We start from the raw sequence: 24,781 nt of genomic DNA on the forward strand, positions 1-24,781 counted from the left end.
CGCCATGTCGTGAGTCTTCATCCGGCCTGGCGCAGGGGCTTGATGGGCCGTGACGAAGAGCCCGAGTCACGGGCTCAAGGCCGCGTACGACCGCGGTCATCCTGAAACCCTCGTCGCCACCAGGGTGTGAGGCCTCTACCTGTCTGGCGCGTGGGCTTGAGGGCCAGGTCCCTGTCTCGAGGCTGCATACGAGCAGCGTCACCCCGCGACGCTCGTTGCCGTCACAGGCCGTGAGTTCGCTGACACCACGGCGCGAGGGCTCGAAGAAGGACGCGCTGACAGGTCAGCGATGGGCTCGTGAGCGCCCCGTCACTCCGACGTGCCCGGGCCGCTGCTCTCGGAAGCGTCCGTGGACTTGCGGCGCCGCGCCCGCTTCTTCGGCGCGGGCTTCGCGTCCTCCTGGGCGGTCTTCACCGGGGCCACGTCCTCGAGCTCGCCCTGCTTCGTGGGCATGGCCGCCGCGCCCGGAGCCTCGGGCGTCGTGGACTCCTCCTGGGCTCGCAGCGGCGTCGAGCGCCTCAGGGGAATCTTGAGCACGTTGGGCACGCCCTCGACGACGTCTCGCGTGGAGACCACCGCGCCCACCGTCGTGTAGCGGATGGCGCCCGTCTGGGTGAAGGCGTGCTTGAGCGGGTACTCCTTCGCGCGCGGGAGGAACCAGTCGCGCGCTGCGCGCAGCGGCAACACGTGCATCTCCCCCTGCGAGAGGAACACGTACACGAGCAGGTCCGCGCCGCTGTAGAGGAAGCAGCCCGGGGTGTCCTTCTCCAGGTTGGACACCAGCTCGAAGAAGTACCGCTTCCGGGTGGCGTTGCGGTCCCCCTTCACCTCGATGCCGCGCACCTCGCCCGAGGGCAGCTCCCACAGCAGGTCCACGCCCCGATGCTGGAAGCGCGGGTCCGACTGCACGTCGTGCACGCGCGAACCCGGCTCCGTCTCCAGCAACCACGCCCTCGCGTGCTGGACGGCGCGGTCCGCGGCGCCCTGCACGCCCTTCATGCTGAAGCTGCGCGCCATGTGTTACCGGCGCAGCTCGACGCCCGTCGCCACCAACTGCACCTCGCGTGGCTTGCCGTCCGCGCCGCGCGGGACGATGGCGCCCTCGGCCTCGTAGTGCGCCGCGTGGCCCTCGCTCAGCTCGGCCACCTTCACCACGCCCTCCACGCGCGCCTGCGAGCCCGCCGAGTCCAGCGGTACGAAGAAGCCGTAGTCCTTGAACGTCACGCGCACGCCCGGGCCCTTGGCCTGGCCCTCGGGGGCGAGCTCCATCCAGCAGCCCTTCTTCTCACACGCCTTGCGCACCGTGCCCTCGAGCCGCACCGTCTTCCCGTCGTGGGCCTGGGGCTTGGAGAGCAGGTCCGCGAGCTTCACCTCGGAGGCGCCCTTGAGGGCCTCGCCACGGGTGAGCTTCCAACTGTCGTCCTTCGCGGCCTCGGGCTTGGGCGCGGCCGCGGCCTTGTCGGCTGGGTGGTGACAGTCGGCGGCGGCCGCGGCCTTGTCAGCCGTCTTTCCCTTGGCGGGCGTCTTGTCGCCAGCGAAGGCCACCAGGGGAACAGCGACCAGCAGCATCAGGGACGTGCGGAGCGAGTTCATGACCTGCCCGCTTAGTCAAAACTCGTTGCCCCGGCAAGGCGGCGCCCGTACTAGAGTGTGACTCCCGCACACCCCGGGGCGCGCAGCCCATGAAGGTCTTCCTCCCTCCTCGCAACCGCCGGCTCGGCACGGTGGACTACCTGGGCCTCATCGGCCTCGTGGGGCTGCTCGTCGCCCGCTTCATCCCGGTGGCGAAGCTCATCCCGTTCTGGGGCTGCGTGCTGCGCGAGCGGACAGGGTGGCCCTGCCTCGGCTGTGGCCTCACCCGCGTGGCGGACCGCGTGGCCCACTTCAACTTCGTGGGCGCGTGGGAGGCCAACCCCCTGGGCACCGTGGCCGCCGTGCTGTTCGCGCTCGCGGCCGTGGCCATGGTGGTGCACCTGGTGTTCGCCGTCCCCATCCCCGAAATCCAGCTCTCGCTTCGGGAGTGGAAGGCGTTCCAGGTGGTGATGCCCGTCATCGTCCTGGTGAATTACGCCTACGTGGTGGTGAAGACGCGCTTCCCCCACCTGCTGCTATAGCGTGGGGTCGTGACTCTCGCGCTCGTCCTGCTGGGCTACCTCGCCGGCTCCATCCCCTTCGGTGTCCTGCTGACGCGGTGGCTTCGCGGCGTGGACGTGCGCCAGAGCGGCAGCGGCAACATCGGCGCCACCAACGTCACCCGCGTCGCGGGCAAGAAGCTGGGCGCGGTGGTGCTGGTGCTCGACGCGGTGAAGGGCGCGCTGCCGGTGGCGCTCGCGATGCGGCTGGTGCCGGAGCTGCCCGGGGTGCACGTGCTGGTGGCCCTCGCCGCGGTGCTGGGCCATGTCTTCCCGGTGTGGCTGAAGCTGCACGGTGGCAAGGGCGTGGCCACCGCGCTGGGCGTGCTGCTGGTGCTGGTGCCCCAGGCGGCGCTGGCCGCGGGGCTCGTCTTCATCGCCATCTTCGCGGTCTGGCGCGTCAGCTCGCTGGGCTCGCTCGCGGCGGGGGCGACGGCGGTGGGCACGTCCGCGCTCACCGCTCGCGCGCCCGAGTACGCGGGCCTCTCAGCGGTCCTCTTCGCCCTCATGCTGTGGACGCACCGGAGCAACATCCACCGGCTCATGCGACGCACCGAGCGGCGCTTCTGAGTCCTCGCCGCCGCCGCCCGAGGGCCGGTAGCCGAGCAGCGTGCAGTCGATGGGGCCGTTCATCAGGTCGCGCCGCGCGGAGGGGCGCGCGTGGAAGGCGCTCTCGAAGGCCGGGTTGCCGCTGAGGACCCAGACGCGCCAGCCGGGCACACGCAAGGACTCGCCCAGTTTGTAATAGAAGCTCTTCATGCCCTTCTGTCCGCCCGTGCCGATGCGGTCTCCATAGGGCGGGTTGGTGAGGATGAGGCCACTGGAGGCCGGCAGCGGCGGCAGCTTCGTCGCGTCGCCCTCGGCCAGGGTGATCTCCTCGGACAGCCGGGCCGCGCGCACGTTGCGCTGGGCGGCGTCGAGGGCCTCCGGGTCCTTGTCGAAGCCCCAGAGGGGGACCTCCACCTTTCGCTCGTCGCGCCGCGCATCCGCGCGCATATCCGCGAGCAGCTCCTTCGCCCGAGCCCCCAGCTCCGGCCAGCGCTCCACGGCGAAGTCGCGGTTGAGGCCGGGCGCGCGCCGACGGGCCATCATGCCCGCCTCAATCAGCAGCGTGCCCGAGCCGCACATCGGGTCCACCAGCGCCTCGTCGCCCGTGTAGCGCGCGGCGCGCAGGATGGCGGCGGCCAGCGTCTCCTTGAGAGGCGCCACGGTGGGCCGCACGCGGTAGCCCCGGCGGTGCAGCGGCTCGCCGCACAAATCCAACGAGAGCGACAGCGTGTCGCGCGACAGGTGCGCCACCACGCTCACGTCCGGGTTCTTCGTGTCCACGTCCGGCCGCGTGCCCACCACGTCGCGCATGCGGTCGACGATGGCGTCCTTCACCTTCAGCGCGACGAAGCCCGAGTGGCTGTGCTCGCTGTCCTTCAGCGTCGCGTCCACGGCGAACGTCGTGGTGGGCGTCAGGTGCTCCTCCCAGGCGACCCCGCGGGCGGCGTCGTACAGGCCCTGCGCGCCGCGGGCCTCGAAGGCGCCCAGCGGGTAGAGCACGCGCATGGCGATGCGGGACCAGAGACAGACCTTCAGCGCCTCGTCGAGCGAGGCCATGAAGCGCACACCGCCACGGTCCTGGCGGATGCGGCGCGCGCCGAGCTCCTTGAGCTCGTCGGCGAGCAGGTCCTCGGTGCCTCGGGTCGTGGTGGCGAATAGGGCGATGCGTTCAGCCATGGGACACCGCCCATAGACGACCTGCGCCTGCTTGGGAATCCAATACGCGCCTCACGTGCCCACCACCTCGTAGATGGCGAAGGTGGCCCCCTCCTGCTCGGCGCTGGCCTCCTTCGCCTTCCGGAAGTCCTCCGACTGGAAATAGCGCCGCATCGCCTCCTTGTCCCGCCAGCGCGTCACCAGCAGCAGCTCCGGCGAGCGCTCGAACGAGCGCAGCACCTCCAGCCCCAGGAACCCCTCGTGCGCGTCCACCCTGCGCGCGCGCTCCTGGAAGCGGGCGACCAGGCGCTCGGCGTCCTCGGGCGCGGCGCGGAAGCGGGAGATGGCGACAATCATGGGCACTCACCTGGAACACGTCGGGGCGGGCTGGGGATGCCCGCGCGGGGAGGAGAAACGGACAGGGGGCGCCCGGACCGAAGCCGGACACCCCCTGGGAGAACAACGGTGTGCCGCGGGTGGACTACATCGCGCCCGCGCCCGGCATGTCGCCCACCCCTCGGATGAGCACCTCGCGGGGCTTGGCGCCATCGGCGGCGCCGACGACTCCGTCACGCTCCATGCGCTCAATCATGCGCGCGGCGCGGTTGTAGCCGATGCGCATCTTGCGCTGGAGCATGGAGATGGAGACGGCGCGCATCTCGCTGACCGTGGCGAGGGCCTGGTCGTACAGCTCGTCGGACAGCTCGTCCTCCTCGCCGCCGGACTCCACGTCCTCGTCGCGCGGCTTGAGGATGGACTCGTCGAAGACGGGCTTGCCCTGGGCCTTGAGGTGGTCCACCGCCTTCTTGATTTCGTTCTCCGACACGAAGGCGCCGTGCACACGCTGCAGGTGCGCGCTCGTGGGCGGCATGATGAGCATGTCGCCCATGCCCAGCAGGGCCTCGGCGCCCACCGTGCCCAGAATCGTCATGGAGTCCGGCTTGGAGCGGAGCATGAAGCTGATGCGCGTGGGGAAGTTCGCCTTGATGATGCCGGTGACGACGTCCGTGGAGGGACGCTGCGTCGCGACCATCAGGTGGATGCCGGCCGCGCGAGCCATCTGCGCCAGGCGCGCCACGTACGTCTCCACCTCGCGGCTGGCGACCATCATGAGGTCCGCCAGCTCGTCGATGATGACCACGATGTAGGGCAGCTTCTTGAGCTCCTTCTTCTCCGGCTTGGACGCGGCGGCGTCCAGCGGCGCGCCCGCGTCGTCGTCCTCGGGCTCGGCCTCCACCTCGGGCACTTCCGGGGCGGACTCGTCCTCGGAGGACACCAGCGCCTCGCGCAGGTCCTCCACGTCCTCGCGCGGCGCGGCCACGCCCAGCCCGTCCGACGCCTGGGCCGCGGGCTTGGGCTCGCCACCCTCCAGGTCCACCACCAGGACCTTCTTGGGCTTGGACTTCTTGGGCGAAGGCTCCGCGGCGGCGAGCACCTCCTTCACCTCGGAGGCGGAGCTCTCCACCAGCTTGTTGTAGCCGGCGATGTTGCGCACGCCCGCCTCGGACAGCATCTGGTAGCGGCGCTCCATCTCCTCCACGGCCCAGCGCAGCGCGAGCGCCGCCTTCTTCGGGTCCGTCACCACGGGCAGCAGCAGGTGCGGGATGCCCTCGTACACGGAGAGCTCCAGCATCTTCGGGTCCACCATGATGAAGCGGACCTCCTCCGGCGTGGACTTCAGGAGGATGCTCATGATCATCGAGTTGACGGCCACCGACTTGCCGGAGCCGGTGGTGCCGGCGATGAGCAGGTGCGGCGCCTTGGCCAGGTCGAAGACGTACGGCATGCCCTCGATGTCCTTGCCCACGCACATGGTCAGCTTGCTGGGGCCCTTGAGGAACGCGTCCTGCTCGGCGATCTCCTTGAGATAGACGGTCTCACGGTCCTTGTTCGGCACCTCGATGCCCACCACGCCCTTGCCGGGGATGGGGGCGACGATGCGAACGCGCATCGCCTCCATCGCCATGGCCAGGTCGTCGGCGAGCGCGGCGATCTTGCTCACCTTGATGCCGGGGCCCGGCAGGAACTCGTACATGGTGACGACGGGGCCGGGGCGGATCTCCACCACCTCGCCGACGATGCCGAAGTCGGCCAGCTTGGCGCGCAGCTTCTCCGCCGTGGACAGGAACGCGTCCTTGTCCAGCTCCGAGCGCTCCTTCTTGTCGTACTCGAGCACGTCGAGCGGCGGCAGCGAGAAGCTCTTGCGGTCACCCACGAACTCGAACTGGTCCTGGGTCTTCTTGACGGTGGGCTTGGGCGGCGCCTTGGGCTCCACGATGAGCGGCATGCGCGCCAGCGCGGACGCGGCAGGCGCGGGCTGGGGCGCTGCGGCCTGCGGAGGCTGGGGCAGGGAGATGACGGGCGCGGGCGCCGGGGCCACGGGCTCGGTGGACTCGGGCAGCGCGGCGACGGGCGCGGAGGGGCCGGTGACGATGTTCGGCGTCTTGCGGCGGCCGCGCGGGGGCTCGACGCCCTCGGGGACGATGGGGGGCGCGGAGTGGGGCTGGGGCGCCAGGAAGGACGCGGCCCAGGCCGGGTCCGCGCCGGGGGCGGGGCGCTTCTCCGCGATGCGCGGCAGCAGCTTCTCGGCGGCCACCGGCGGGGAGGACGTGGGCGGCAGCGAGTCCGTGTCCTCGGGCAGGGGCAGGGCCTTGCGCGTCTGCTTCTCCAGCTTCTCCTTCTCGCGGGCCTCCTTGAGGGCCAGCTTCGCGGCGGCGGCCTGCTCCTTCTCGTTCTGACGGGCCAGGCGCACGGCCTCCTCGGCCATGGCCTCCGCCTCGGCGGCCTCGGCCTCCTCGGCGGCGCGCTCGGCCTCGGCGAGCTCCTCCTCGTCGGCTTCAATCTGCGCGAGGAATGCGGCCTCCTCGAGCTTCTCCTCGGCAGCGCGCTCCTGGCGGGCCTTGTAGGCGACCTTCTGCTGCTCCCAGAAGGCCTCGGCGGACTCGGAGACTCGGCGGCCCAGCACGCACAGTCCGGCCCACACCAGCGAGCACAGCTTGAAGAACGTGTACTGGGTGCCGACGATGAGCGCCGCGGCGCTGATGGCGGTGACGAGGATGACGGTGCCGACGGTGGAGAACAGCCCCTCCATGACGCCGCCCAGGCTCGCGCCCAGCGCGCCGCCGGGCGGGTGTGCCCAGCCCTTGTCGCCGGCGAAGATGAGCTGCGCCAGCACGGCCACGCTCGCCGTCAGCAGCACGAGGCTGACGATCTGCGGCCCGCGCTTGCGCTCGCGGCTGCCCACGAAGAGCACCATCGCGGCGTAGACGCCTCCGACGGGTGCCAGGTAGGCGCACACGCCGAGCATCCCCCGCAGGGTCTCCGCGATGAGGTGGCCCATGGGGCCCACCGCGTTGCGGAAGCCCGGTCCGACCCGGTCATGGGCGTCGAACGTGGCCACCGACAACAATGACAGCAGGGACGCCGCCAGCAGGAAGACACCGGTGATGGCTCGGGCCGTCGTGCCGTCGCCGCCGTCGACCCCCGCCTTGCGCCGTTTGTCCGCGAGCGCCTTTCGACGCGTCGCGATCTCCTGCCGGGACAGCACTGCCTTCTCCGCCCGACCCTTCTTCGCCGTCATGACCTTCTTCCCTCTGCGCGTCTCAGCCGCGTAGCGGGCTGTAGCAATGCCCGCGACGAGTGTAGGGAGGGAGGGGGTCCGGTCAATTTTCCGGCTGCCGGACAGGGGGCCTACATTTCGGCTGCGCGTTGCACCAGAGGGGGTATGGTGCCGCCACGATTTCCCGGAGGTACATCGCCATGGCAGACAACGACAAGCCGTCCTCGAGCGAGGAGGAGTACTTCGCCCGCGAGGAGATTGAGAAGAAGCGGAAGCTTGCGCTCCAGCAGGCCGCCGACACGGCCCAGGCCCAGCGCGACGAGCTCAAGAAGCTCCACTGGATGAAGTGCCCCAAGTGCGGCATGGACCTGCAGACGCTCAAGCAGGGCAAGGTCGAGCTGGAGACGTGCTTCAACTGCGGCGGAGTCTTCCTGGACGCCGGCGAGCTGGACCAGATGGTGGCGCAGCACGGGCACGAGGGTGGCGGCAAGGTGATGGGCGCCATCCTGAACCTCTTCAAGAAGAAGTAGACCCGAGGTCCCGGGGAGGTCTGCGGGCATGGCCCTCACGCTCGAGCAGGTGCGACACGTGGCCACGCTGGCGCGGCTGGCGCTGACTCCTGAAGAGGAGCAGCGCATGGCCACGCAGCTGTCGGCGGTGTTGGACGCGGTGGCGCAGTTGCAGACCCTGGACGTGGGGGACGTGGAGCCCACCTCGCATGCCACGCTCACGGCCTCGCTGCTCCGCGAGGACGTGACGCGGCCCTCCCTGCCGCCGGAGAAGGTGCTGGCCAACGCCCCGGCGAAGTCGGGGACCTCCTTCGCGGTGCCGAAAATCATCGACTAGCCGAAGGGGTTCCACGTCATGCAGCTGACGGACCTGACGATGCTGGAGCTCGCGCGGAAGCTGGACGCGGGCGAGGTGTCCTCCGTGGAGGCCACCCGCGCGTGCCTGGCGCGCATCCAACAGGTGGACCCGAGGATTCGCGCCTTCCTGCGCGTGGACGAGCAGGGCGCGCTGGCGGCCGCGGAGGCGAGCGACGCCCGCAGGCGCGCGGGCACCCCGGCGAGCCCGTTGGACGGCGTGCCGGTGGGGCTCAAGGACCTGTTCCTCACCGAGGGCGTGGAGACGACCGCCGGCTCGCGCGTGCTGGAGGGCTTCGTGCCGCCGCTGGACGCGACGGTGGTGCGGCTCCTGAAGGAGGCGGGGCTGCCGCTGGTCGGCAAGCTGAACCTGGACGAGTTCGCGATGGGCTCCTCGAACGAGTCCAGCGCGTACCACCCGACGCACAACCCCTGGGACGTGACGCGCACGCCGGGAGGCTCCTCGGGAGGCTCGGCGGCGGCGGTGGCGGCGCGCGAGGTGTTCGGCGCGCTGGGCACGGACACGGGCGGCTCCATCCGTCAGCCCGCGGCCTTCACCAACACGGTGGGGCTCAAGCCCACGTACGGGCGGGTGTCCCGCTACGGCGTCATCGCGTATGCGTCGTCGCTGGACCAGCCGGGGCCCATGACGCGCACGGTGGCGGACGCGGCGGCGCTGCTGCAGGTCATCGCGCGGCACGACCCGCTGGACGCGACGAGCGCGCCGGCGAAGACGCCGGACTACTCGGTGGAGCTGGAGAGCGGGGTGCGCGGGCTGAAGCTGGGCGTGCCACGCGAGTACTTCGCCGAAGGCATGGACCCGGAGGTGGAGGCTTCCGTCCGCGCCGCGCTGGCCGAGTACGAGCGGCTGGGTGCGACGCTGGTGGACGTGTCGCTGCCGCATACGCAGTACGCGCTGGCGACGTACTACCTCATCGCGCCCGCCGAGGCGTCCAGCAACCTGGCGCGCTACGACGGCATCCGCTACGGCCTGCGCGCGAAGGACGCGCGGGGGCTCAAGGAGCTGTACGCGCAGACGCGCGAGCGGGGCTTCGGGCCGGAGGTGAAGCGCCGCATCATGCTGGGCACGTACGCGCTGTCCGCCGGCTACTACGACGCCTACTACCTGCGCGCGCAGAAGGTCCGCACGCTCATCCGCGAGGACTTCACGCGCGCCTTCAAGGACCTGGACGCGCTGGTGGCCCCCATCTCCCCCGTGGCGCCGTTCAAGCTGGGGGAGAAGGTGGACGACCCTCTGTCCATGTACCTGATGGATGTCTACACGCTGCCCTGCAACCTGGCGGGCATCCCTGGCCTGTCGGTGCCCTGCGGCTTCACGAAGGCGGGGCTGCCGGTGGGGTTGCAGGTGCTGGGGCGGGCCTTCGACGAGGCCCTGCTGCTGCGCATCGCTCGGGCCTTCGAGCGTGAGCACGACTTCTTCCGCCGCCTCGCGCCTGTCCCGGCGTAGGGCCGCTTGGTGACACCGCCATGCCCGTGAGCGATTTCCAGCCCGTCATCGGCCTCGAGGTCCACGCGCAGCTCCTCACGCAGTCCAAGATTTTCTGTGGCTGCTCCACCGCGTTCGGCGCCGAGCCCAATCGGAACACCTGTCCGGTGTGCCTGGGCATGCCCGGCGTGCTGCCCGTGCTCAACGAGCGCGTGGTGGACTTCGCCATCCGCGCGGGGCTCGCGCTGGAGTGCCGCGTCAACGCCAGGAGCGTGTGGAGCCGGAAGAACTACTTCTATCCGGACCTTCCCAAGGGCTACCAGATCACCCAGTACGACCTGCCCATCTGCGAGTTCGGGCGCCTGGCCATCGAGACGCCGCGGGGGGAGAAGGTCATCCGCGTCCGCCGCATCCACATGGAGGAGGACGCGGGCAAGAGCGTGCACGACGGGGACGGGGGCCAGAGCCTGGTGGACCTGAACCGGGCGGGCGTGCCGCTGATTGAGATTGTCAGCGACCCGGACCTGCGCGACGCGGACGAGGCGGTGGAGTACCTCAAGGCGCTGCGCGACATCCTGGTGTACCTGGGTGTCAACGACGGCAACCTGGAGGAGGGCAGCTTCCGCTGCGACGCCAACGTGTCGGTGATGCCCAAGGGCTCCGACACGTTCGGCCAGCGCTGCGAGCTGAAGAACCTCAACTCGTTCCGCTTCGTGAAGCAGGCCATCGAGTACGAGATTGCCCGGCAGGTGGACGTCATCGAGTCCGGCGGGAAGGTGGACCAGGAGACGCGGCTGTGGGACCCGAACAAGGGCGTCTCGCGCTCGATGCGCAGCAAGGAGGACGCGCACGACTACCGGTACTTCCCGGAGCCGGACCTGCCGCCGCTGCACGTGACGACGGAGGTCGTCGAGGCGGTGGGCAGGTCACTGCCCGAGCTGCCGCGCGCGAAGCTCCAGCGCTTCGTGAGCCAGTACGGGCTGCCCGCGTATGACGCGCGCCTGCTGACCACGGAGCGCCCGCTGGCGGACTTCTTCGAGGCGTGCGCCCAGCGCTACCCGGACGCGAAGAAGCTCTCCAACTGGTTCCAGGGGGAGCTGCTGCGGTTGCTCAAGGAGTCGGGCACCACCGTGGGCGAGGTGCGCTTCACGCCCGCGCAGCTCGCGGAGTTGCTGACCTTGGTGGACCAGGGCACGGTGTCCGGCAACGCGGGCAAGGACGTGCTCGGGGAGATGTTCCGCACGGGCCGCGCGCCCGCGGACATCGTCGCGGAGAAGGGCCTGGCGCAGGTGAGCGACACGGGCGCCATCGAGGCGGTGGTGGACGACATCCTCGCGAAGAACCTGGGCGAGGTGGAGAAGTACCGCGCGGGCAAGAAGCAGGTGTTCGGCTTCTTCGTGGGGCAGGTGATGCGCGCCATGAAGGGCAAGGGCAACCCCGCGCTCGTCAATGATTTGCTGAAGAAGAAGCTCGGCGACTGACGACGCGGGCCCTCTTCCGCAAGGGGGCTCCGCATGCGCGAGGGCCCGTCGTGGGTTGGCACTGGGGCAGAGCCGATGGGCGGGCGCGAGCGCAGGACGCCGTCCATCACCTCACGAGGACTGCCGCGCGTTGGAGGCGATGTTCAGGGCGCGAGCGCGTGAAGCGCTCATCACCTTTCGAGGACGTGCCTCGGGTTGGCGCGCGTCAGGCGGCGCAGACCGGTACGAGCGCGTGAAGCACTTCATCGGCTCGTGAAGGCTCCGCTCGTGCGAGGACTCGCGTCGTTCCCCCGCTCGTGCGCTCGACGATGAGCGAGGGCGCCTCGAAGCGCTGGTCGAACAGCTCACCCGCGAGCTGCGCCGTCACGGTGTAGCGGACGTGACGCAGGGCCTGCAGTTGCCCGAGGAGCCCCTCGTCGAGCGAGCGTTCATCCCAGTCCCCTGGATGCGCGGAGGGATGGGCGACGACCTGTGCTCGCCATGTGTCCAGGTACTGTGCGCAGGGGACGAACCAGGGCTCCTTCGACGTGCGAGGTCGCGCGGCACCGTCGTAGCCAAGCAGTGTCCCCAGTCTGCCGAACGGCGTGTCGATGAGCGTCAAGTCCTCGGGCCGGCCGGGGCTCAGGCGCAGGCGGTCCTCGCTCGCAGGCAGGACGTTCACCTTGCGCGCCGTGGCCACGCGGACACCCTCGGGTGAGAAGGTGTGGCTGGTGTTGAAGATGCGCGCGCCCCGGGGCTCGAAGTCCGGGCCGTCCCGGGTCAGGCGGTTGTCGGGGAGGAACGCGCTGCCCGCGACGACCCACAGGCCGAAGTCCCGGGCGATGGCGGAGAAGGTCTCGTGCATCACCCGGTGCACGCGCGACGCGAGCGTGGCGTGCAAGCACTCCACCATCGTCGGCGGGTGGAGCTCCTTCCACGTGCGCCACACGTCCCACCACTCGGCGCGCGCCACCCTCCGCAGCGCGCTCCTCACCGTCGTGTGGCGCTGCACGCGCTGCACGTGGCCCAGCAGCTCCAGCGGCGCCCCCACCCACTCGGGCCACACGGCGAGGGCGGGATGGCGCGGACGACCTGCCTCGTCGCGGGTCCGCAGGCGGTCCACCCGCTCGGCGAGCGCGCGGTGCCTCGCGGCGAAGGTGGAAGGGGAGGCGTAGTCCTCCAGCGCGACGCGCGGCTGGAGGGCGAACAGCTCCACATGCGTGGGCAGGGGGGCTTCGTCCACGAGTGCATCCAATGCCCGGTGGGACGCGCGCGTCGGACACCGGACGGTGAGGGACTACTTGATGAGCCCGTTCTCGCGCAGGCGCTGCTGCAGGAAGGCGCCGGCGGTGATGGGCCCGTGGCGGGCGGGGTTCTCCGGCGTCTGGGTGCAGGGCAGGGGCTCCAGCACGCAGTCGGAGTAGGGGTGCACGAAGAAGGGCAGCGAGTAGCGGACGGTGTCCTCGTCCGCGCTCTTCGGGTTCACCACCCGGTGCGTGGTGGCGGGGATGACCTCGTTCGTCACGCGGCTGAGCATGTCGCCCGAGTCCACGACGATCTGCCCGCGCAGCGTGTCCACCGGCAGCCACTCGCCATCGCGCGTGAGCAACTCCAGGCCCGACGCGGTGCCCTCGCACAGCAGGGTGATGAGGTTGATGTCCTCGTGCTCGGCGGCGCGCACGCCTCCGGGGATGAAGCGCTCCTTCAGCGGCGGGTAGTGGATGAGGCGCAGCACGGAGTTGCCATCCGTGGCCATGCCGCTGAAGGTGTCGCGCGCCACGCCGAAGAACTCGGCCAGCGCGTGGAGCATCACGCTCGCGGCGCCATCCAGCTCGCGGAAGAGGGCGAGCGCGTGCTCGCGGAACGAGGGGACCTCGCCGGGCCACACGTTGGCGCCGTAGTGCTTCAGGTATGGGTGGCCTTCGGGCAGCTCGCGGCCCACGTGCCAGAACTCCTTCAGGTCCCCCACCTTGCGGTCCTTCGCGTGCTCCTTGCCGAAGCCCGTGTAGCCGCGCTGGCCGGCGAGCTCCGGCACCGCGTAGCGCGTCTTCACGTCCTCGGGGAGCTGGAAGAGCTGCTCGACGTCCGAGTAGGTGCGGCGGATGAGGCCATCGTCGATGCCATGTCCCACCACGGAGACGAAGCCGAACTCACGCAGACCCTCGCCGAAGACTTGGACGAAGCGGGCTCGCTCGGTGGGAGTGCCGGTGCGGTAGTGGGACAGGTCGATGAGGGGGATGCGGCGTGAGGTTCCGGACATGGGCGCCGCACTCTAATCGAGCGTGATGGATTGTCGGCACCTTCAGCGTCCGCCGGAGGACCGTCTCCTGGCACCGCGGCGCGAGAGCCCACTTCGCCAGCCGACATCACCGGAGGCCGGCAGTGGCCCCGCCTGGACGTGAATGTCCAGATTAGCTGGGCAGGCCCGGGGGAGTGGCATGGCCCAGGAGAGCAGCGCTGATGCGTGCGAGGCGTGCGGCCACCGACATGGGTCGGCGTCGTCATGCTCGACGCTGGTCCGAGCCGAGGGTGAGAGCGTGCCCGCCCGGCCCCGCTGTTCGTCCGTCTCCGTGGAGGTGGACCCGCTGGTGGGCACGAAGCTGGGGAGCTTCCGGCTGGTGCGTCGGCTGGGCCGCGGGGGGATGGGCGCGGTGTACCTGGGCGAGCACGTGTCCATTGGCAGCCGGGTGGCGGTGAAGGTGCTGCACGAGCACCTGGCGACGTACCCGGAGCTGGTGCAGCGCTTCCACGCGGAGGCGCGGGCCGTGAATGTCATCGGCCACGAGAACATCGTCAGCATCTTCGACCTGAACGCGGGGCCGCCCAGGCCGTACCTCATCATGGAGTATCTGGATGGGGCGCCCTTGTCCGCGTGGGTCGGCTCGCCGCTGCCGGCGCCGGCGGTGGTGTCGGTGCTCTCGCAGGTGTGCGACGCGCTGCAGGCGGCGCACCTGAGCGGCATCGTCCATCGCGACCTGAAGCCGGACAATGTCTTCCTGGTTCGGCGCGGGCGGGGCACGCCGTTCGTGAAGGTGCTCGACTTCGGCATCGCGAAGCTGGCGGACGCGAACATGCCGCAGACCCACGCCGGCATCATCGTGGGTACGCCCGAGTACATGGCGCCCGAGCAGTCCCTGAGTCGACGGGTGGATGGTCGCGCGGACCTGTATGCGCTGGGGGTGATTGCGTATCAGTTGGTGACAGGTCGGCTGCCGTTCGAGGACGAGGGGCTGACGGCGCAGTTGGTGGCGCATCAGATGCGGGCGCCTCCGCCGCCCCGGTCCGTGCATGCGGCCGTGCCCGTGTCGTTGGAGCGGGTCATCCTGCGCGCGCTCGAGAAGGCGCCGGAGCAGCGGTACGCGACGGCGGCGCTCCTGCGCGCGGCGCTGGAGGGGGCACTGGCCGAGGAAATCCATGTCCGGTCGCGGCAGGCGCGGCCCGTGGAGCCCGCTGTTCGAGCCCGGAGTGTTCCCGCGCCCGTGGCGGGTCCGGGGCCCGTGGCGGGCGATGGGAGGAACGCGCTTCCCGTTCCGGTGATGCTCGAGACGGACCTGCCCGAGCCCGTGTCGAACGGGAGTGTGGCGCCGCGACAGGGCCGGCCCGTGGAGGGCGTGAAGTCGACTGGGGGCCGGCCCGTGGAGGGGGCGATGCCGCACGGGGCACGGTCCGAGGAGGCCCGTCTCTCGCCGCCGGGACTCGTGCACGCGGTGGGCGAGGTGTCGACGTCGGGAGGCCCGCGACCGTCGCCGCGCGCCCAGGTGTCGCAGCCTGTGGATGCGAGGGGGGCGGGTGCGGGGGCGCGTCCGTCTCCGCCTGTGCCCGTGCAATCGCCGGTGGGAGCGATGCCAGCGGGGGCGCGTCCGTCGCCGTCCGTACCCGTGCAATCGCCGATGGGGGCGATGCCACCGGGGGGGCGTCCGTCGCCGTCCGTGCCCATGCAATCTCCGATGGGGGCGATGCCACCGGGGGGGCGTCCGTCGCCATCCGTGCCCATGCAATCACCGATGGCAGTGGTGCCATCTGGGGCGCGCCCATCTCCGTCTGTGCCCGTTCACTCACCAGTGGGCGCGGTGCCACCGGGGTCGCGTCCGTCGCCGCCGGTGCCGGTGCAATTGCCGATAGGAGCGATGCCACCGGGGTCGCGTCCGTCGCCGCAGGTGCTGGTGCAATCGCCGATAGGGGTGATGCCACTGGGGGCGCGTCCGTCGCCGCCGGTGCCGGTTCAATCGCCGATAGGAGCGATGTCGCCGGGGGCTGGGCCTGCCCCGATGCAGGCTCGGCCGTCCGTCGAGGCACGACCGGAGGCTGCTCGACGTCCTTCGCCATCGCCTCACGCACAGGCCCGACCGTCCGTCGGCGAGAAGTCAGCGGAGGCACGTCGTCCTTCGCCATCGCCTCACGCACAGGCCCGGCCGTCCATCGACGCGAAGCCAGCAGAGGAGGCTCGTCGTCCTTCCCCATCAGGGATGGCTCGTCCACGCACCGACGAGATGCCGACGGAGGCTCGTCGTCCGTCGTCCCCGGGCAGCCCACCCCGCGCGTCCGATGTCGCGCCCTCCGGGCGCCCGTCATCCGACAGACGCGATGCTCCAATGCTCGCCACACCGAACCACAGCGCGCCGGCTGCCCCGCTGTCGTCCGGACGGAGCGTGCCTCCCGTCCCCACGCCGAAGGGGGTCGCGGCGTCGGAGGACTCCGTCGCGCCCTGGTCCCCGGTCGCGAGCCTCGCATCCCGGAACTGGGGCGCCGCTGTGCAGAACGCCTCGGGCGCTGCACCTCCGGTCCTCCACCCCTCCGGCGACGGAGCCCAGCCCAGCCCCAGCGAAGTCTCACAAGCCGCCCGGCCGCGCACGGTGGAACTCCCCGTTCGCGTCGTGCTGCGCCCGGGCGAGACGCCGGTCTGGCTGACCGCGTCCGACCTGTCTCGTGGTGGGTTGTTCCTGCGCAGCGACGGCCTGTTGCCACCGCTGTTCGCGCGACTGCCGCTCGTGCTGGAGCTGGAGTCGGGCCCGCAGTCCGTCGTCTGCGAGGTGGTGCGCCACGTGCCCGCGGAGCAGGCCCAGGTCTGGGGGATGCCCACCGGCTTCGGCGTCCAGTTCGTCGAGGCCACCCTGGCCCTCAAGTCCTCCGTGGACGCGCTCCTGCGCGCGGGTCCTGGCAGACGGGTGGCTCCGCCCGCAGCCGCCTCACCCTCGGAGGACAAGGAGGCCGCCCGCGTGCTGGAGGCCTATCGGGCCCGCTTGACGGGGGACCACTACGCCGTGCTGGCCGTCCCCCCCGACCTGGACATGGGCTCCCTGCGCCGTTGCACCCGCGAGGCCCGAACCACCCTGGAGTCCCTGCGACAGCGTCCCCTGTCCTCCGCGCAGTCCCTGCTGCTCGACTCGGTACTCACCCGGCTGCACGAAGCGGGGGAGGTGCTGGGCACCGTGACGCAGCGGGCGCTGTACGACGCCTGGCGGGGCAATCACCGGGGCGTCGCGCGCTGCCTGGAGGCAGGGCTCACGCCCGAGCAGCTCGAGTCCCTCCGCCGCGAGTTCCTCACGCGGCGGCCCCAGTCCGCGGGCATGGCGCGCGTGCACTACCTGTCCGGCTCCGCCCTGGAGCGCGAGGGCCAGCTCGCCCGCGCCCTGGAGACCTACGAGCGGGGCCTCGCCCTGGACCCCCTGGAGTCCAGCCTCCATCACCGCTACCGCAGCGTCCGTCGCGCGCTGGACGCCCGGGGCGCCGCCGCGGAGCCCTCGAACGAGAGGGCCCGGCCCCCCTGAGGGGAGCCGGGCCCGGTGCCACCAGCTCGGACGGCGGGCTACCCACCTACCCACCGGCCGCCGCGGCGCAAGCGGCGCTCAGGCCCTCTGCCCGCTGGAAGCAGGCGCTGAACTGATCGACCCACTCCATCTCGGCTCCCACCCGGCAATCGGGCAGGCCCCGGATGCAGTCCGCCACGTCCCGCAGGCGGTCCTTGTCGCTGTCCGAGCAGGCCTCCAGTGCGTCCTCGCAGCGCCCCTTGTCGAAGTCCTCCCCGTCCATCCCCGTGTCGGTCCCACAGGCCTCCGTCTGATCGTTCACCGCCCGGCTCGCGTCGGCCAGGTCGTCGCAGACGTCGTCGCCGCCACAGCCGACGCCGAACAAAAGGGTGCCGGCGGCCACCAGGCCGTACATGAGTTTCTTCATTGTGGAATTCCCCCCGGGGGTTGATGGTAGGACGGTGTGAGGCCGGGCTTTTTCGGCCGGACCATCAGGTAGGGGCGCCTGGGAGCGGGGGCAATCTGCACCGCCGGACGAGATGATCCAGCATCCGTCTTGACTCCCCAGGGCATCTCCCGTAAATCCGGCCGTCCTTTGCGCTAGGGCGGCCCGTCCGTCCGAAATGCGCGGCCGATTCCACGGGTTGACCCAACCCGAAGCTGACAGGGGTTAGACGATGTACGCAGTGATTCGCACGGGCGGAAAGCAGTATCGCGTCGCCGAGGGCGATGTCCTCCGGATCGAGAAGATCGCCGGCGACATCGGGGCCGAGGTGTCCTTCACCGACATTCTCCTGCTGGGCGGTACGGACAGCCCGAAGGTGGGCCGGCCGACGGTCTCCGGCGCTCGCGTCGTGGGCAAGGTCCTGGCGCAGGACAAGCACCGCCGCGTCCTCCACTTCCGCAAGGAGAAGGAGGGTTGGACCCGTCGCCGTGGCCACCGTCAGCCGTACACCGAGGTGAAGGTCACCTCCATCTCCGGCTAGTCCGGACGGTTTCACCTCAACTTCAGGAGCAAGGTGTCATGGCCCATAAAAAAGGTCAGGGTTCTTCGCGCAACGGTCGCGATTCCAATCCGCAGTACCGCGGCGTGAAGGTGTACGGAGGCCAGGAGGTCTCGGCCGGCAGCATCCTGGTTCGCCAGGTCGGCACGGTCATCCACGCGGGCGCGAACGTGAAGCTCGGCCGCGACTACACCCTCTACTCGGTGGTGGACGGCGTGGTGAAGTACGAGCGCCTGGGCCGCGACCGCAAGAAGGTCTCGGTCTACCCGGCCGCTGAGCAGCCCAGCGCCTGACGGTTTCCCGGCCCCTCTGAGGGCCGGTCGCCGCGCGGCATCCACGAGCGGGTCGCTTCTCCCGTCCCCGCGCCTTCTGGCGCACAGGACGTGAGGCGGCCCGCTCTGCGTTTTTCAGGAGAGCTTTCATGAAGTTCGTCGACGAGGTCCGCATCTTCGTGAAGGCGGGCGATGGCGGTAACGGCTGTGTGTCCTTCCGCCGTGAGAAGTTCATCGAGCGCGGGGGTCCCAACGGCGGTGACGGCGGCAACGGTGGCTCCGTCATCTTCGTGGCGGATCCGCAGCTGACCACGCTGCTCGACTACCGCTACCAGCAGCACCACCGCGCGAAGAGTGGCGAGCACGGCATGGGCAACGACTGTAACGGTCGCGCCGCGGAGGACATGATCCTCAAGGTGCCGGTGGGCACGCTCGTGAAGGACCACGCCACGGAGGAGCTGCTGGTGGACCTGAGCCAGCCGGGGCAGGTCTGGGAGGCGGCGAAGGGCGGGCGGGGCGGCCTGGGCAACATGAACTTCGCGACCTCGACGCGGCAGACGCCGCGCTTCGCCCAGGACGGGACGAAGGGCGAGGAGTTCACGCTGCGGCTGGAGCTGAAGCTGCTGGCCGACGTGGGCCTGCTGGGCTTCCCCAACGCGGGCAAGAGCACGTTCATCTCGCGGGTGAGCCGGGCGCGGCCGAAGATCGCCGACTACCCGTTCACCACGCTGGCCCCCAACCTGGGCATGGTCCAGTACAAGGACCACCTGTCGTTCGTCATGGCGGACATCCCCGGCATCATCGAGGGCGCCAGCGAGGGCGTGGGCCTGGGGCACCAGTTCCTGCGGCACGTGGAGCGGTGCAAGGTGTTGATCCACCTCATCGACATGGGCGCGGAGGGCGAGGGGCGCGAGCCGCTGCACGACTTCGACGTGCTCAACCGGGAGCTGGAGAAGTACAGCGAGGAGCTGTCGAGGCGGCCCCAGGTCGTCGCGGCGAACAAGCAGGACCTGCCGGACGCGCAGGCGCGGCTGGGGCCCTTCACGGAGGCCCTGCGTGAGCGCGGCATCCGCGTGTTCCCGGTGTCGTGCGCCACGGGTGAGGGGATGCAGGCGCTGATGGACGCGGTGGCGGAGGTGCTGTTCACCGGCCGCACCGACAAGCTCCACGTGGAGGCGCCGCCTCGGGCCAAGGGCGCGGCGAGGAAGTCCGGGGCCTCCGTGGCCAGGGCGACCATCGCGGCGGTGCGCGAGGCGTTCTCGGGCAGCGAGGCTCCGAGCACGAAGAAGGCCCCGGCGAAGAAGGTCGCCAAGGCGAAGAGCACGAAGGCTCCGGCGAAGAAGGCCGCCAGCGCGAAGAAGAAGCCGGCCACGAAGAGCGCGAAGGCTCCGGCGAAGAAGGGCGCGGCGAAGAGGGCTGCGGCGAAGACCACCAAGGCCGCCGCGAAGAAGGCTCCGGCGAAGAAGCCGGCCGCGAAGAAGACCTCGGCCAAGAAGGCCGCCACGAAGAAGGCTCCGGCGAAGAAGCCGGCCGCGAAGAAGGCCCCGGCGAAGAAGTCGGGCGGGAGGCGCTGATCCGATGTCCGGTGGTGGCCCTCGCTACGAGCGCTTCGAGAAGGACAAGCTGGAGCCCGAGCAGTTCCTCCTCGACGTGCGCAAGGAGAAGATCGACCGCGTCGTCAGCCAGCGCACGCGCAACTTCACGGTGGTCCTGGACCGGCTGGAGGACAGCTTCAACATGGCCGCGGTGCTGCGCACCTGCGAGTCCATGGGCGTCCAGGAGGTGCACGTCGTCATCAACCCGGAGGCTCCCTTCCTGCCGAACTCGAGGGTGGCCCAGGGCTGTGACAAGTGGCTGGACGTGAAGCTGTACAAGTCCTTCGCCGAGTGCCGCGAGCACCTGAAGTCGCGGGGCTTCCAGCTGTACGCCTCGGCCATCCGCGAGGGCGCCACCAGCCTCTACTCGCTGCGCTTCGACCAGAAGGTGGCCATCGTCCTCGGCAACGAGCGCTACGGCGTCAGCGACGACGTGCTCAACGCCGTGGACGGCACCTTCTGGGTGCCGATGAAGGGCTTCAGTCAGAGCCTCAACATCTCCGCGGCCGCCTCGGCGTGCGTCAGCCGGGCGATTGCCTGGCGGGACGAGCACCTGGAAGGCGGCTCGGGGGACCTGCCGCCCGAGGAGGCCCAGGCCCTGCGCGAGCGCTTCTACGTGCTGGCCATCAAACAGAGGAAGCGGCTCTTCAAGAAGCAGCCATGAATGCCGGCCCCCCGGGGCGCGTCGGTATGGGGTAGATGGACGCCGGGGGCCTACCTGCCCTCCTGGAGACGCACGCCATGTTCCTGGAAACCCTGCTCGCCACGCTCCTGTCCGCGCAAGCCGTGCCGCAGTCCTCCGCTCCTGCTCCGGCCGCCACGGTGGTCCAGGGAGCCCCGGCGGGCGCTGGAAAGCCCCTGGTGACCCCGTCCGAGGCGGCGAAGACTCCGGCGCCCTCCGGTGTGAATCAGGCCGCTCCCGCGCAGGCGCCGGGCAAGCCGGCCACGACGCCCGCGCCGGCCGCCGAGACGAAGCCCGCGGCGAAGCCGGCCACGCCGATGACGCCCGAGGTGAAGACGCTCGTCGACCGGATGCAGGCGTTCTACGAGAAGACGGGCGACTTCCGGGCGAGCTTCAAGCAGGACTACAAGTACAAGACCTTCCGCCGGACGCAGTCGTCGGAGGGCGTCGTCACGTACAAGAAGCCGGGGCTGATGCGGTGGGAGTATCAGACGCCCTCCGCGCGCACCTTCGTGCTGGCCGGCAACAAGGTCTACGCGTACGACCCCGCGGCCCAGTCGCTCACGGTGGCCAGCGTGGACACCAGCCAGCTGTCCGCGTCGGTGACGTTCCTCTTCGGCCAGGGGCGGCTCGCGGACGAGTTCGCCATCACCAAGGGCGCCTGCAAGGACTGCAAGGGGACGCTGCTGGTGTTGAACCCCCTGAAGGAGGAGCCGCGCTTCAAGCAGGTGCGGCTGGAGGTGGACCCGGCGTCGGCCCAGGTGCTGAAGAGCACGGTGGTGGACCCGGATGGCAGCGAGAACACCATCTCCTTCGTGAACCTGAAGACGAACGTGGGCCTGGCCGCGGACAGCTTCAAGCTGGATGTCCCGGACGACACGCGCGTGGATGACTTCACCAAGCAGAAGAAGCAGTAACCTGCGCGGCGTGCGCGGCGCGTTCCTGCTCTGGCTGTGTCTGGGTGTGGTGGGCTCGGGATGTCACCGGGAGGTGGCGCCCGGCCCGTCGTCCCGGACCGAGGTGCTGGTGGGCCGCACGTTGCCGCTGTTGGCCTCGCCCGCGCTGAGGCTCACGGTGGCGGGGAAGCTGGGGACGCGGACGGTGCCCGTCGTCCTGGACGTGGCGCGGCCCCTGTCGATGGTCTCCCAGGAGTGCTTCGAGGGCGGCATCCCTCCGCCCGAGGGCACCGTGCGCGCGCCCGAAATCGCCGGGGGCTTTCGTGCCTGGCCGGTGGTGCCGTTGCCCGCGCTCACGGTGGGTGGCGCGTCCGTGCCGCTGCGCACGGCGGGCGTGTCCGGGGAGAAGCCCTGCTCGGTCACGCTGGGCTCGGACGTGCTGGAGCCCTACGCGCTCACCGTGGACCCCTTGCGTCGCGAGGTGACCTTCACGGCCTCTCGGTCGCGGGAGGCGTATGTGGCGGAGACCTCCGCGTCGGACGCGGCGCGGGAGGTCCACCGCGTGGAACTCAGCCGCGAGCCGGTGGGGGACTGGCCGCTGCTGGCCGCTCGGGTGGCACAGGGGGAGTCGGAGCTCACGGGCCCGTTCGTGTTGTCGACGCGGGAGCCCTTCTCGCGCATCGCCCTGGGGCCCGCGGAGGCGCAGGGGCTGCAGCCGCTGGAGACGGCGGCGAACCTGCCGCCACGCACCTTCGCGGTGGACTCGGTGGACGTGGCGGAGGGCGTGGGCGTGCGGCCTCTCGTCGTCGAAGCGGCGGGGCGATGGGACTCACCGAGCAGCCTCGGTCGACTGGGCCCGGATGTCTGGGGGCGCTTCACCGCGACGCTGGACGCGAAGGGCGGGGTGCTGGTGCTGCGCAGGCCCCGGGTCCTCGCGTCCGAGGCTTCAGCGTCGAGGGGCACCGAGGCGCTCGGCCCGGACAACGTGGAGAGCGTGGGGCGGATGCAGGGCAGCTCTCCCGACTCGGGCATCGCGTCGGGAGGAGGCGCCTCGTCGAAGGGGGCTCGTCCCGACGGCCTCTCCACGCCAGCGCCAGGGTCCGTAGCCGCGTTGGAGGACACGCATGACGTATCGAGACCCGGGCCGGCGGCCACACCGGCGGAGGTCTCTCGGGAGGTCTCCAGCCCGTCGGGAGCTCCATCTTCACGGCTGACACCGCGCCAGCGCTGCGCGGATGCACACGGTGTCTTCAGCGAGGAGGCCTGTTACGGGCTCCATGTGCGCCGCGAGCCGGACGGGACGGTCTCGGTGGTCGGCGCGGTGTTCCGAGACCTCCCAGAGGGAGGCCGGGTGCACCTGGAGCCGGTGGGCGCGGAGGGGCAGCGCCTGGAGCCGGGCTGCGCGGTGGGCCTGAGCTTCCCCGCCACCAGCCGAGGTCTCACGACGCAGCACCGTCTGCCCTGGCCCTCCCTGGCGCAATCGCTGCCCGCGTGCCACGCCGCGCTCACGCAGGCGAAGGACTTCCGGCTGTCCCTCTACGAGGAGGCACGTCAGCCCGAGTGCCCCACGGCGTGCGCCTTCGTCACCGAGACGGCCACGCGCCGCACGGTGTGCGAGTGCCAGCCCACGCCGCTCGGAGAAGGCGTCGCGGCGCCATCCCGCAAGAAGACCTCGCGCGAGCCCCCGCCCGAGGAGCGCGAGCTGGAGCCCGAGGACCCTCGGTAGTCGCGCGCGGGCTCGCGTGACACGCGCCGAGGCCCCGTGCACCCGCGTGAGCGGGCGGGACCTGTAGCGCATGACGGGCCGGTGGCTTCGCGACGGCGCGGCACTGTCGAGGAGCCTTGCACCCTCCAATCACCGGGTCCTTCCTCGGGGCTCCGTCGCGAAGACGGTGAGCTGCCCCGAGGCGCGCGGTGCCGAGGAGCCACGCTCCCTCCAGGCACCTCACCCCAGACAGCCAGACGCCCGGGCCACGTCGCGAAAGGCGCGCGGCCCGGGATGCTTCACGTCTACTCCAGCCGCGTCACCGGCCGGGGCGCGGGCACCACCGGCACGGGGGCCGGGTGCGCGTCACGCGCCACGTGCTGACGCTGCTTCGGGTCCGGCCGCTCCACCACGCGCGCCACCAGGTCGTAGTCGTGCGCCTCCGTCACCTCCACGGTGACGAGCTCACCCGGGTACGCCAGGCCGTCGTTGATGTAGACCAGACCGTCAATCTCGGGCGCCTGCCCCTGGTGGCGCCCCACCAGCAGGTGCTCCGTCTCCGGCGCCGGGCCCTCCACCAGGACCTCCAGCCGCTTGCCCACGAGCTTCTTGTTCTGCTCGCGGTTGATGCGCTTCTGGATGGCCATCACCTCGCGCCACCGGCGCTCGATGATCTTCTGCGGCACCTTGTCGGGAAGGTCGTACGCCGCCGTGCCCTCCTCGTCGGAGTACTGGAAGACGCCCAGGCGCTCGAAGCGCTGCGTCTTCACGAACTCCTTCAACATCTCGAAGTCCTCCTCCGTCTCACCCGGCAGGCCCACGATGAGCGACGTGCGCATCACCAGCCCCGGCACGCGCTCACGCAGCTTGGTGAGCAGCCCCTTGAGGAACTCCGAGTTGCGGCCGCGCTTCATCGACAAGAGCAGCTTGTCGCTGACGTGCTGCACCGGCATGTCCAGGTAGCGGGCGATCTTCGGCTCCGCCGCCATCACCTCGATGAGCTCGTCCGGGAACACGCGCGGGTAGGCGTAGTGCAGGCGGATCCACCGCACGTCCACCTTCACCAGCGCCTTGAGCAAATCGTGCAGCTTCGGGCGGCCCGGCAGGTCATGCCCGTACGCCGTGAGGTCCTGCGCGACCAGGTTCAGCTCCTGCACGCCGCTGTCCGCCAGCCGCTTCGCCTCGATGACGATGTCTTCGATGGTGCGCGAGCGCTGCCCGCCGCGCAGCGTGGGGATGATGCAGAACGCGCAGGCGTTGTCACAGCCCTCGGACACCTTGAGGTACGCCGTGTACTTCGGCATCGAGTTGATGCGCGGCGTGTCGGCGTCGTGGATGTAGTCGGGGTCCGGAATCACCTGACGCGGCGACGCCTCGGCCGCCAGCAGGTCGCCAATCTGGGCGTACGCGCTGGTGCCCAGGAAGTGGTCCACCTCCGGCATCTCCTTCGCCAGCTCCTCGCCGTAGCGCTGGGACAGACAGCCCGTCACCACCAGCGTGCTGCAGCTCCCCGACTTCTTCAGCTCGGCCATCTCCAGGATGGAGTCCACCGACTCCTGCTTGGCCGGACCGATGAAGGCGCACGTGTTGACGACGATGACCTGCGCCTCGGAGGCCTCCTGCACCAGCGTGTAGCCGCGGTGCTTCAGCGTGCCGAGCATCACCTCGGAGTCCACCCGGTTCTTCGGGCAGCCGAGGGTCATCATGTACAGGCT

At 70.6% G+C, this 24,781-nt stretch carries 22 protein-coding genes and 1 pseudogene; 14 read left to right on the plus strand and 9 right to left on the minus strand.

Going from position 1 to position 24,781, the window contains the following annotated elements:
* Window positions 1–309 precede the first annotated feature (309 nt).
* Together K8640_RS15600 and K8640_RS15605 are read right to left on the minus strand one after the other, a co-directional pair.
* Window positions 310–1,017: a hypothetical protein gene (locus K8640_RS15600; protein WP_223747746.1), complete on the minus strand. Its 708-nt coding sequence runs from the start codon at window positions 1,015–1,017 to the stop codon at window positions 310–312.
* A gap of 3 nt (window positions 1,018–1,020) precedes the next feature.
* The gene (locus K8640_RS15605) at window positions 1,021–1,593 is read right to left on the minus strand and encodes a DUF4920 domain-containing protein (protein WP_141325240.1); all 573 of its coding nucleotides are present in this window, start codon (window positions 1,591–1,593) and stop codon (window positions 1,021–1,023) included.
* A gap of 89 nt (window positions 1,594–1,682) precedes the next feature.
* On the opposite strand from K8640_RS15605, the gene K8640_RS15610 reads away from it, so the two are divergent.
* A complete protein-coding gene (locus tag K8640_RS15610) occupies window positions 1,683–2,114 on the plus strand; it encodes a DUF2752 domain-containing protein (protein WP_223747747.1) in 432 nt (143 codons plus the stop codon).
* 9 nt (window positions 2,115–2,123) lie between these two features.
* Window positions 2,124–2,702 (plus strand): glycerol-3-phosphate 1-O-acyltransferase PlsY, encoded by a 579-nt coding sequence (gene plsY / locus K8640_RS15615; RefSeq protein ID WP_141325242.1) that lies wholly within the window; start codon window positions 2,124–2,126, stop codon window positions 2,700–2,702.
* On the opposite strand, the gene K8640_RS15620 is transcribed toward plsY, so the two are convergent.
* The 3 genes from K8640_RS15620 to K8640_RS15630 all read right to left on the minus strand — a co-directional run bounded on the left by K8640_RS15620 (window position 2,619) and on the right by K8640_RS15630 (window position 7,416).
* Window positions 2,619–3,857, minus strand: coding sequence for a class I SAM-dependent RNA methyltransferase (locus K8640_RS15620; RefSeq protein WP_223747748.1), 1,239 nt, complete (start codon window positions 3,855–3,857; stop codon window positions 2,619–2,621). The two genes, plsY and K8640_RS15620, sit on opposite strands and share 84 nt — an antisense overlap.
* A 51-nt stretch (window positions 3,858–3,908) precedes the next feature.
* On the minus strand, window positions 3,909–4,193 hold the full coding sequence (locus K8640_RS15625) for an antibiotic biosynthesis monooxygenase (protein ID WP_223747749.1): 285 nt from the start codon (window positions 4,191–4,193) through the stop codon (window positions 3,909–3,911).
* A gap of 124 nt (window positions 4,194–4,317) precedes the next feature.
* Window positions 4,318–7,416 carry a DNA translocase FtsK 4TM domain-containing protein gene (locus K8640_RS15630; RefSeq protein WP_223747750.1) on the minus strand — a complete coding sequence of 1,033 codons (3,099 nt, stop codon included), beginning with the start codon at window positions 7,414–7,416 and terminating at the stop codon, window positions 4,318–4,320.
* 179 nt (window positions 7,417–7,595) lie between these two features.
* Between K8640_RS15630 and K8640_RS15635 the strand changes: the two genes are divergently transcribed.
* Genes K8640_RS15635 through gatB form a run of 4 tightly spaced genes read left to right on the plus strand, consistent with a single transcriptional unit; the run spans window position 7,596 to window position 11,186 of the window.
* A complete protein-coding gene (locus K8640_RS15635; protein WP_141328100.1) occupies window positions 7,596–7,925 on the plus strand; it encodes a zf-TFIIB domain-containing protein in 330 nt (109 codons plus the stop codon).
* 28 nt (window positions 7,926–7,953) lie between these two features.
* The gene (gene gatC, locus K8640_RS15640) at window positions 7,954–8,241 is read left to right on the plus strand and encodes an Asp-tRNA(Asn)/Glu-tRNA(Gln) amidotransferase subunit GatC (RefSeq protein WP_223747751.1); all 288 of its coding nucleotides are present in this window, start codon (window positions 7,954–7,956) and stop codon (window positions 8,239–8,241) included.
* 18 nt (window positions 8,242–8,259) lie between these two features.
* Window positions 8,260–9,726: an Asp-tRNA(Asn)/Glu-tRNA(Gln) amidotransferase subunit GatA gene (gene gatA / locus K8640_RS15645; protein ID WP_223747752.1), complete on the plus strand. Its 1,467-nt coding sequence runs from the start codon at window positions 8,260–8,262 to the stop codon at window positions 9,724–9,726.
* Between the two features lie 20 nt (window positions 9,727–9,746).
* A complete protein-coding gene (gene gatB, locus K8640_RS15650; protein ID WP_223747753.1) occupies window positions 9,747–11,186 on the plus strand; it encodes an Asp-tRNA(Asn)/Glu-tRNA(Gln) amidotransferase subunit GatB in 1,440 nt (479 codons plus the stop codon).
* 205 nt (window positions 11,187–11,391) lie between these two features.
* Here the strand turns inward: gatB and K8640_RS15655 are convergent, their stop codons facing one another.
* Both K8640_RS15655 and K8640_RS15660 read right to left on the minus strand, forming a co-directional pair.
* Window positions 11,392–12,408 (minus strand): carbon-nitrogen hydrolase family protein, encoded by a 1,017-nt coding sequence (locus K8640_RS15655; RefSeq protein ID WP_223747754.1) that lies wholly within the window; start codon window positions 12,406–12,408, stop codon window positions 11,392–11,394.
* 54 nt (window positions 12,409–12,462) lie between these two features.
* Window positions 12,463–13,425 carry an isopenicillin N synthase family oxygenase gene (locus K8640_RS15660; RefSeq protein ID WP_223747755.1) on the minus strand — a complete coding sequence of 321 codons (963 nt, stop codon included), beginning with the start codon at window positions 13,423–13,425 and terminating at the stop codon, window positions 12,463–12,465.
* A 178-nt stretch (window positions 13,426–13,603) separates the two neighbouring features.
* On the opposite strand from K8640_RS15660, the pseudogene K8640_RS43410 reads away from it, so the two are divergent.
* A pseudogene (locus K8640_RS43410) lies at window positions 13,604–14,695 on the plus strand (serine/threonine-protein kinase); the annotation flags it as partial.
* Window positions 14,696–15,757: 1,062 nt separating this feature from the next.
* Window positions 15,758–16,933: a PilZ domain-containing protein gene (locus K8640_RS43415; protein ID WP_223748022.1), complete on the plus strand. Its 1,176-nt coding sequence runs from the start codon at window positions 15,758–15,760 to the stop codon at window positions 16,931–16,933.
* 46 nt (window positions 16,934–16,979) lie between these two features.
* Here the strand turns inward: K8640_RS43415 and K8640_RS15675 are convergent, their stop codons facing one another.
* Window positions 16,980–17,339 (minus strand): hypothetical protein, encoded by a 360-nt coding sequence (locus tag K8640_RS15675; protein WP_223747756.1) that lies wholly within the window; start codon window positions 17,337–17,339, stop codon window positions 16,980–16,982.
* A gap of 250 nt (window positions 17,340–17,589) precedes the next feature.
* On the opposite strand from K8640_RS15675, the gene rplU reads away from it, so the two are divergent.
* The 6 genes from rplU (at window position 17,590) to K8640_RS15705 (ending at window position 23,087) form a co-directional block, all read left to right on the plus strand.
* The gene (gene rplU / locus K8640_RS15680) at window positions 17,590–17,898 is read left to right on the plus strand and encodes a 50S ribosomal protein L21 (RefSeq protein ID WP_223747757.1); all 309 of its coding nucleotides are present in this window, start codon (window positions 17,590–17,592) and stop codon (window positions 17,896–17,898) included.
* Window positions 17,899–17,936: 38 nt separating this feature from the next.
* Window positions 17,937–18,209, plus strand: a complete 273-nt coding sequence (rpmA, locus tag K8640_RS15685; RefSeq protein ID WP_046711556.1) for a 50S ribosomal protein L27 — start codon at window positions 17,937–17,939, stop codon at window positions 18,207–18,209.
* Window positions 18,210–18,337: 128 nt separating this feature from the next.
* Window positions 18,338–19,762, plus strand: a complete 1,425-nt coding sequence (gene obgE, locus K8640_RS15690) for a GTPase ObgE (RefSeq protein WP_223747758.1) — start codon at window positions 18,338–18,340, stop codon at window positions 19,760–19,762.
* A gap of 4 nt (window positions 19,763–19,766) precedes the next feature.
* A complete protein-coding gene (locus tag K8640_RS15695; protein ID WP_046711558.1) occupies window positions 19,767–20,447 on the plus strand; it encodes an RNA methyltransferase in 681 nt (226 codons plus the stop codon).
* Window positions 20,448–20,524: 77 nt separating this feature from the next.
* The gene (locus tag K8640_RS15700; RefSeq protein ID WP_223747759.1) at window positions 20,525–21,382 is read left to right on the plus strand and encodes an outer membrane lipoprotein carrier protein LolA; all 858 of its coding nucleotides are present in this window, start codon (window positions 20,525–20,527) and stop codon (window positions 21,380–21,382) included.
* Window positions 21,330–23,087 (plus strand): hypothetical protein, encoded by a 1,758-nt coding sequence (locus tag K8640_RS15705; protein WP_223747760.1) that lies wholly within the window; start codon window positions 21,330–21,332, stop codon window positions 23,085–23,087. Before K8640_RS15700 ends, K8640_RS15705 begins: the two co-directional genes overlap by 53 nt.
* A 284-nt stretch (window positions 23,088–23,371) precedes the next feature.
* Here K8640_RS15705 and rimO read toward each other — a convergent pair whose 3' ends face one another.
* Complete coding sequence (gene rimO / locus K8640_RS15710; RefSeq protein ID WP_255653149.1) at window positions 23,372–24,769, minus strand: 30S ribosomal protein S12 methylthiotransferase RimO; 1,398 nt, start codon at window positions 24,767–24,769, stop codon at window positions 23,372–23,374.
* Between the last annotated feature and the right edge of the window lie 12 nt (window positions 24,770–24,781).

Origin of the sequence: Myxococcus sp. XM-1-1-1 (assembly GCF_020037095.1) — a bacterium.
In the GTDB taxonomy this organism is placed as follows: Bacteria; Myxococcota; Myxococcia; order Myxococcales; family Myxococcaceae; genus Myxococcus; species Myxococcus fulvus.

Excerpts from the sequence above, each read along its gene's own strand:
- obgE (WP_223747758.1), top strand. The coding sequence starts at position 18,338 with ATGAAGTTCGTCGACGAGGTCCGCATCTTCGTGAAGGCGGGCGATGGC.
- K8640_RS15705 (WP_223747760.1), top strand. The coding sequence starts at position 21,330 with ATGTCCCGGACGACACGCGCGTGGATGACTTCACCAAGCAGAAGAAGC.
- K8640_RS15630 (WP_223747750.1), bottom strand. The coding sequence starts at position 7,416 with ATGACGGCGAAGAAGGGTCGGGCGGAGAAGGCAGTGCTGTCCCGGCAG.
- K8640_RS15635 (WP_141328100.1), top strand. The coding sequence starts at position 7,596 with ATGGCAGACAACGACAAGCCGTCCTCGAGCGAGGAGGAGTACTTCGCC.
- rimO (WP_255653149.1), bottom strand. The coding sequence starts at position 24,769 with ATGACCCTCGGCTGCCCGAAGAACCGGGTGGACTCCGAGGTGATGCTC.
- K8640_RS15700 (WP_223747759.1), top strand. The coding sequence starts at position 20,525 with ATGTTCCTGGAAACCCTGCTCGCCACGCTCCTGTCCGCGCAAGCCGTG.
- K8640_RS15675 (WP_223747756.1), bottom strand. The coding sequence starts at position 17,339 with ATGAAGAAACTCATGTACGGCCTGGTGGCCGCCGGCACCCTTTTGTTC.
- K8640_RS15600 (WP_223747746.1), bottom strand. The coding sequence starts at position 1,017 with ATGGCGCGCAGCTTCAGCATGAAGGGCGTGCAGGGCGCCGCGGACCGC.
- K8640_RS15605 (WP_141325240.1), bottom strand. The coding sequence starts at position 1,593 with ATGAACTCGCTCCGCACGTCCCTGATGCTGCTGGTCGCTGTTCCCCTG.
- K8640_RS43415 (WP_223748022.1), top strand. The coding sequence starts at position 15,758 with ATGCTCGCCACACCGAACCACAGCGCGCCGGCTGCCCCGCTGTCGTCC.
- K8640_RS15625 (WP_223747749.1), bottom strand. The coding sequence starts at position 4,193 with ATGATTGTCGCCATCTCCCGCTTCCGCGCCGCGCCCGAGGACGCCGAG.
- gatB (WP_223747753.1), top strand. The coding sequence starts at position 9,747 with ATGCCCGTGAGCGATTTCCAGCCCGTCATCGGCCTCGAGGTCCACGCG.
- K8640_RS15695 (WP_046711558.1), top strand. The coding sequence starts at position 19,767 with ATGTCCGGTGGTGGCCCTCGCTACGAGCGCTTCGAGAAGGACAAGCTG.
- K8640_RS15610 (WP_223747747.1), top strand. The coding sequence starts at position 1,683 with ATGAAGGTCTTCCTCCCTCCTCGCAACCGCCGGCTCGGCACGGTGGAC.
- gatC (WP_223747751.1), top strand. The coding sequence starts at position 7,954 with ATGGCCCTCACGCTCGAGCAGGTGCGACACGTGGCCACGCTGGCGCGG.
- gatA (WP_223747752.1), top strand. The coding sequence starts at position 8,260 with ATGCAGCTGACGGACCTGACGATGCTGGAGCTCGCGCGGAAGCTGGAC.
- rplU (WP_223747757.1), top strand. The coding sequence starts at position 17,590 with ATGTACGCAGTGATTCGCACGGGCGGAAAGCAGTATCGCGTCGCCGAG.
- rpmA (WP_046711556.1), top strand. The coding sequence starts at position 17,937 with ATGGCCCATAAAAAAGGTCAGGGTTCTTCGCGCAACGGTCGCGATTCC.
- K8640_RS15620 (WP_223747748.1), bottom strand. The coding sequence starts at position 3,857 with ATGGCTGAACGCATCGCCCTATTCGCCACCACGACCCGAGGCACCGAG.
- K8640_RS15660 (WP_223747755.1), bottom strand. The coding sequence starts at position 13,425 with ATGTCCGGAACCTCACGCCGCATCCCCCTCATCGACCTGTCCCACTAC.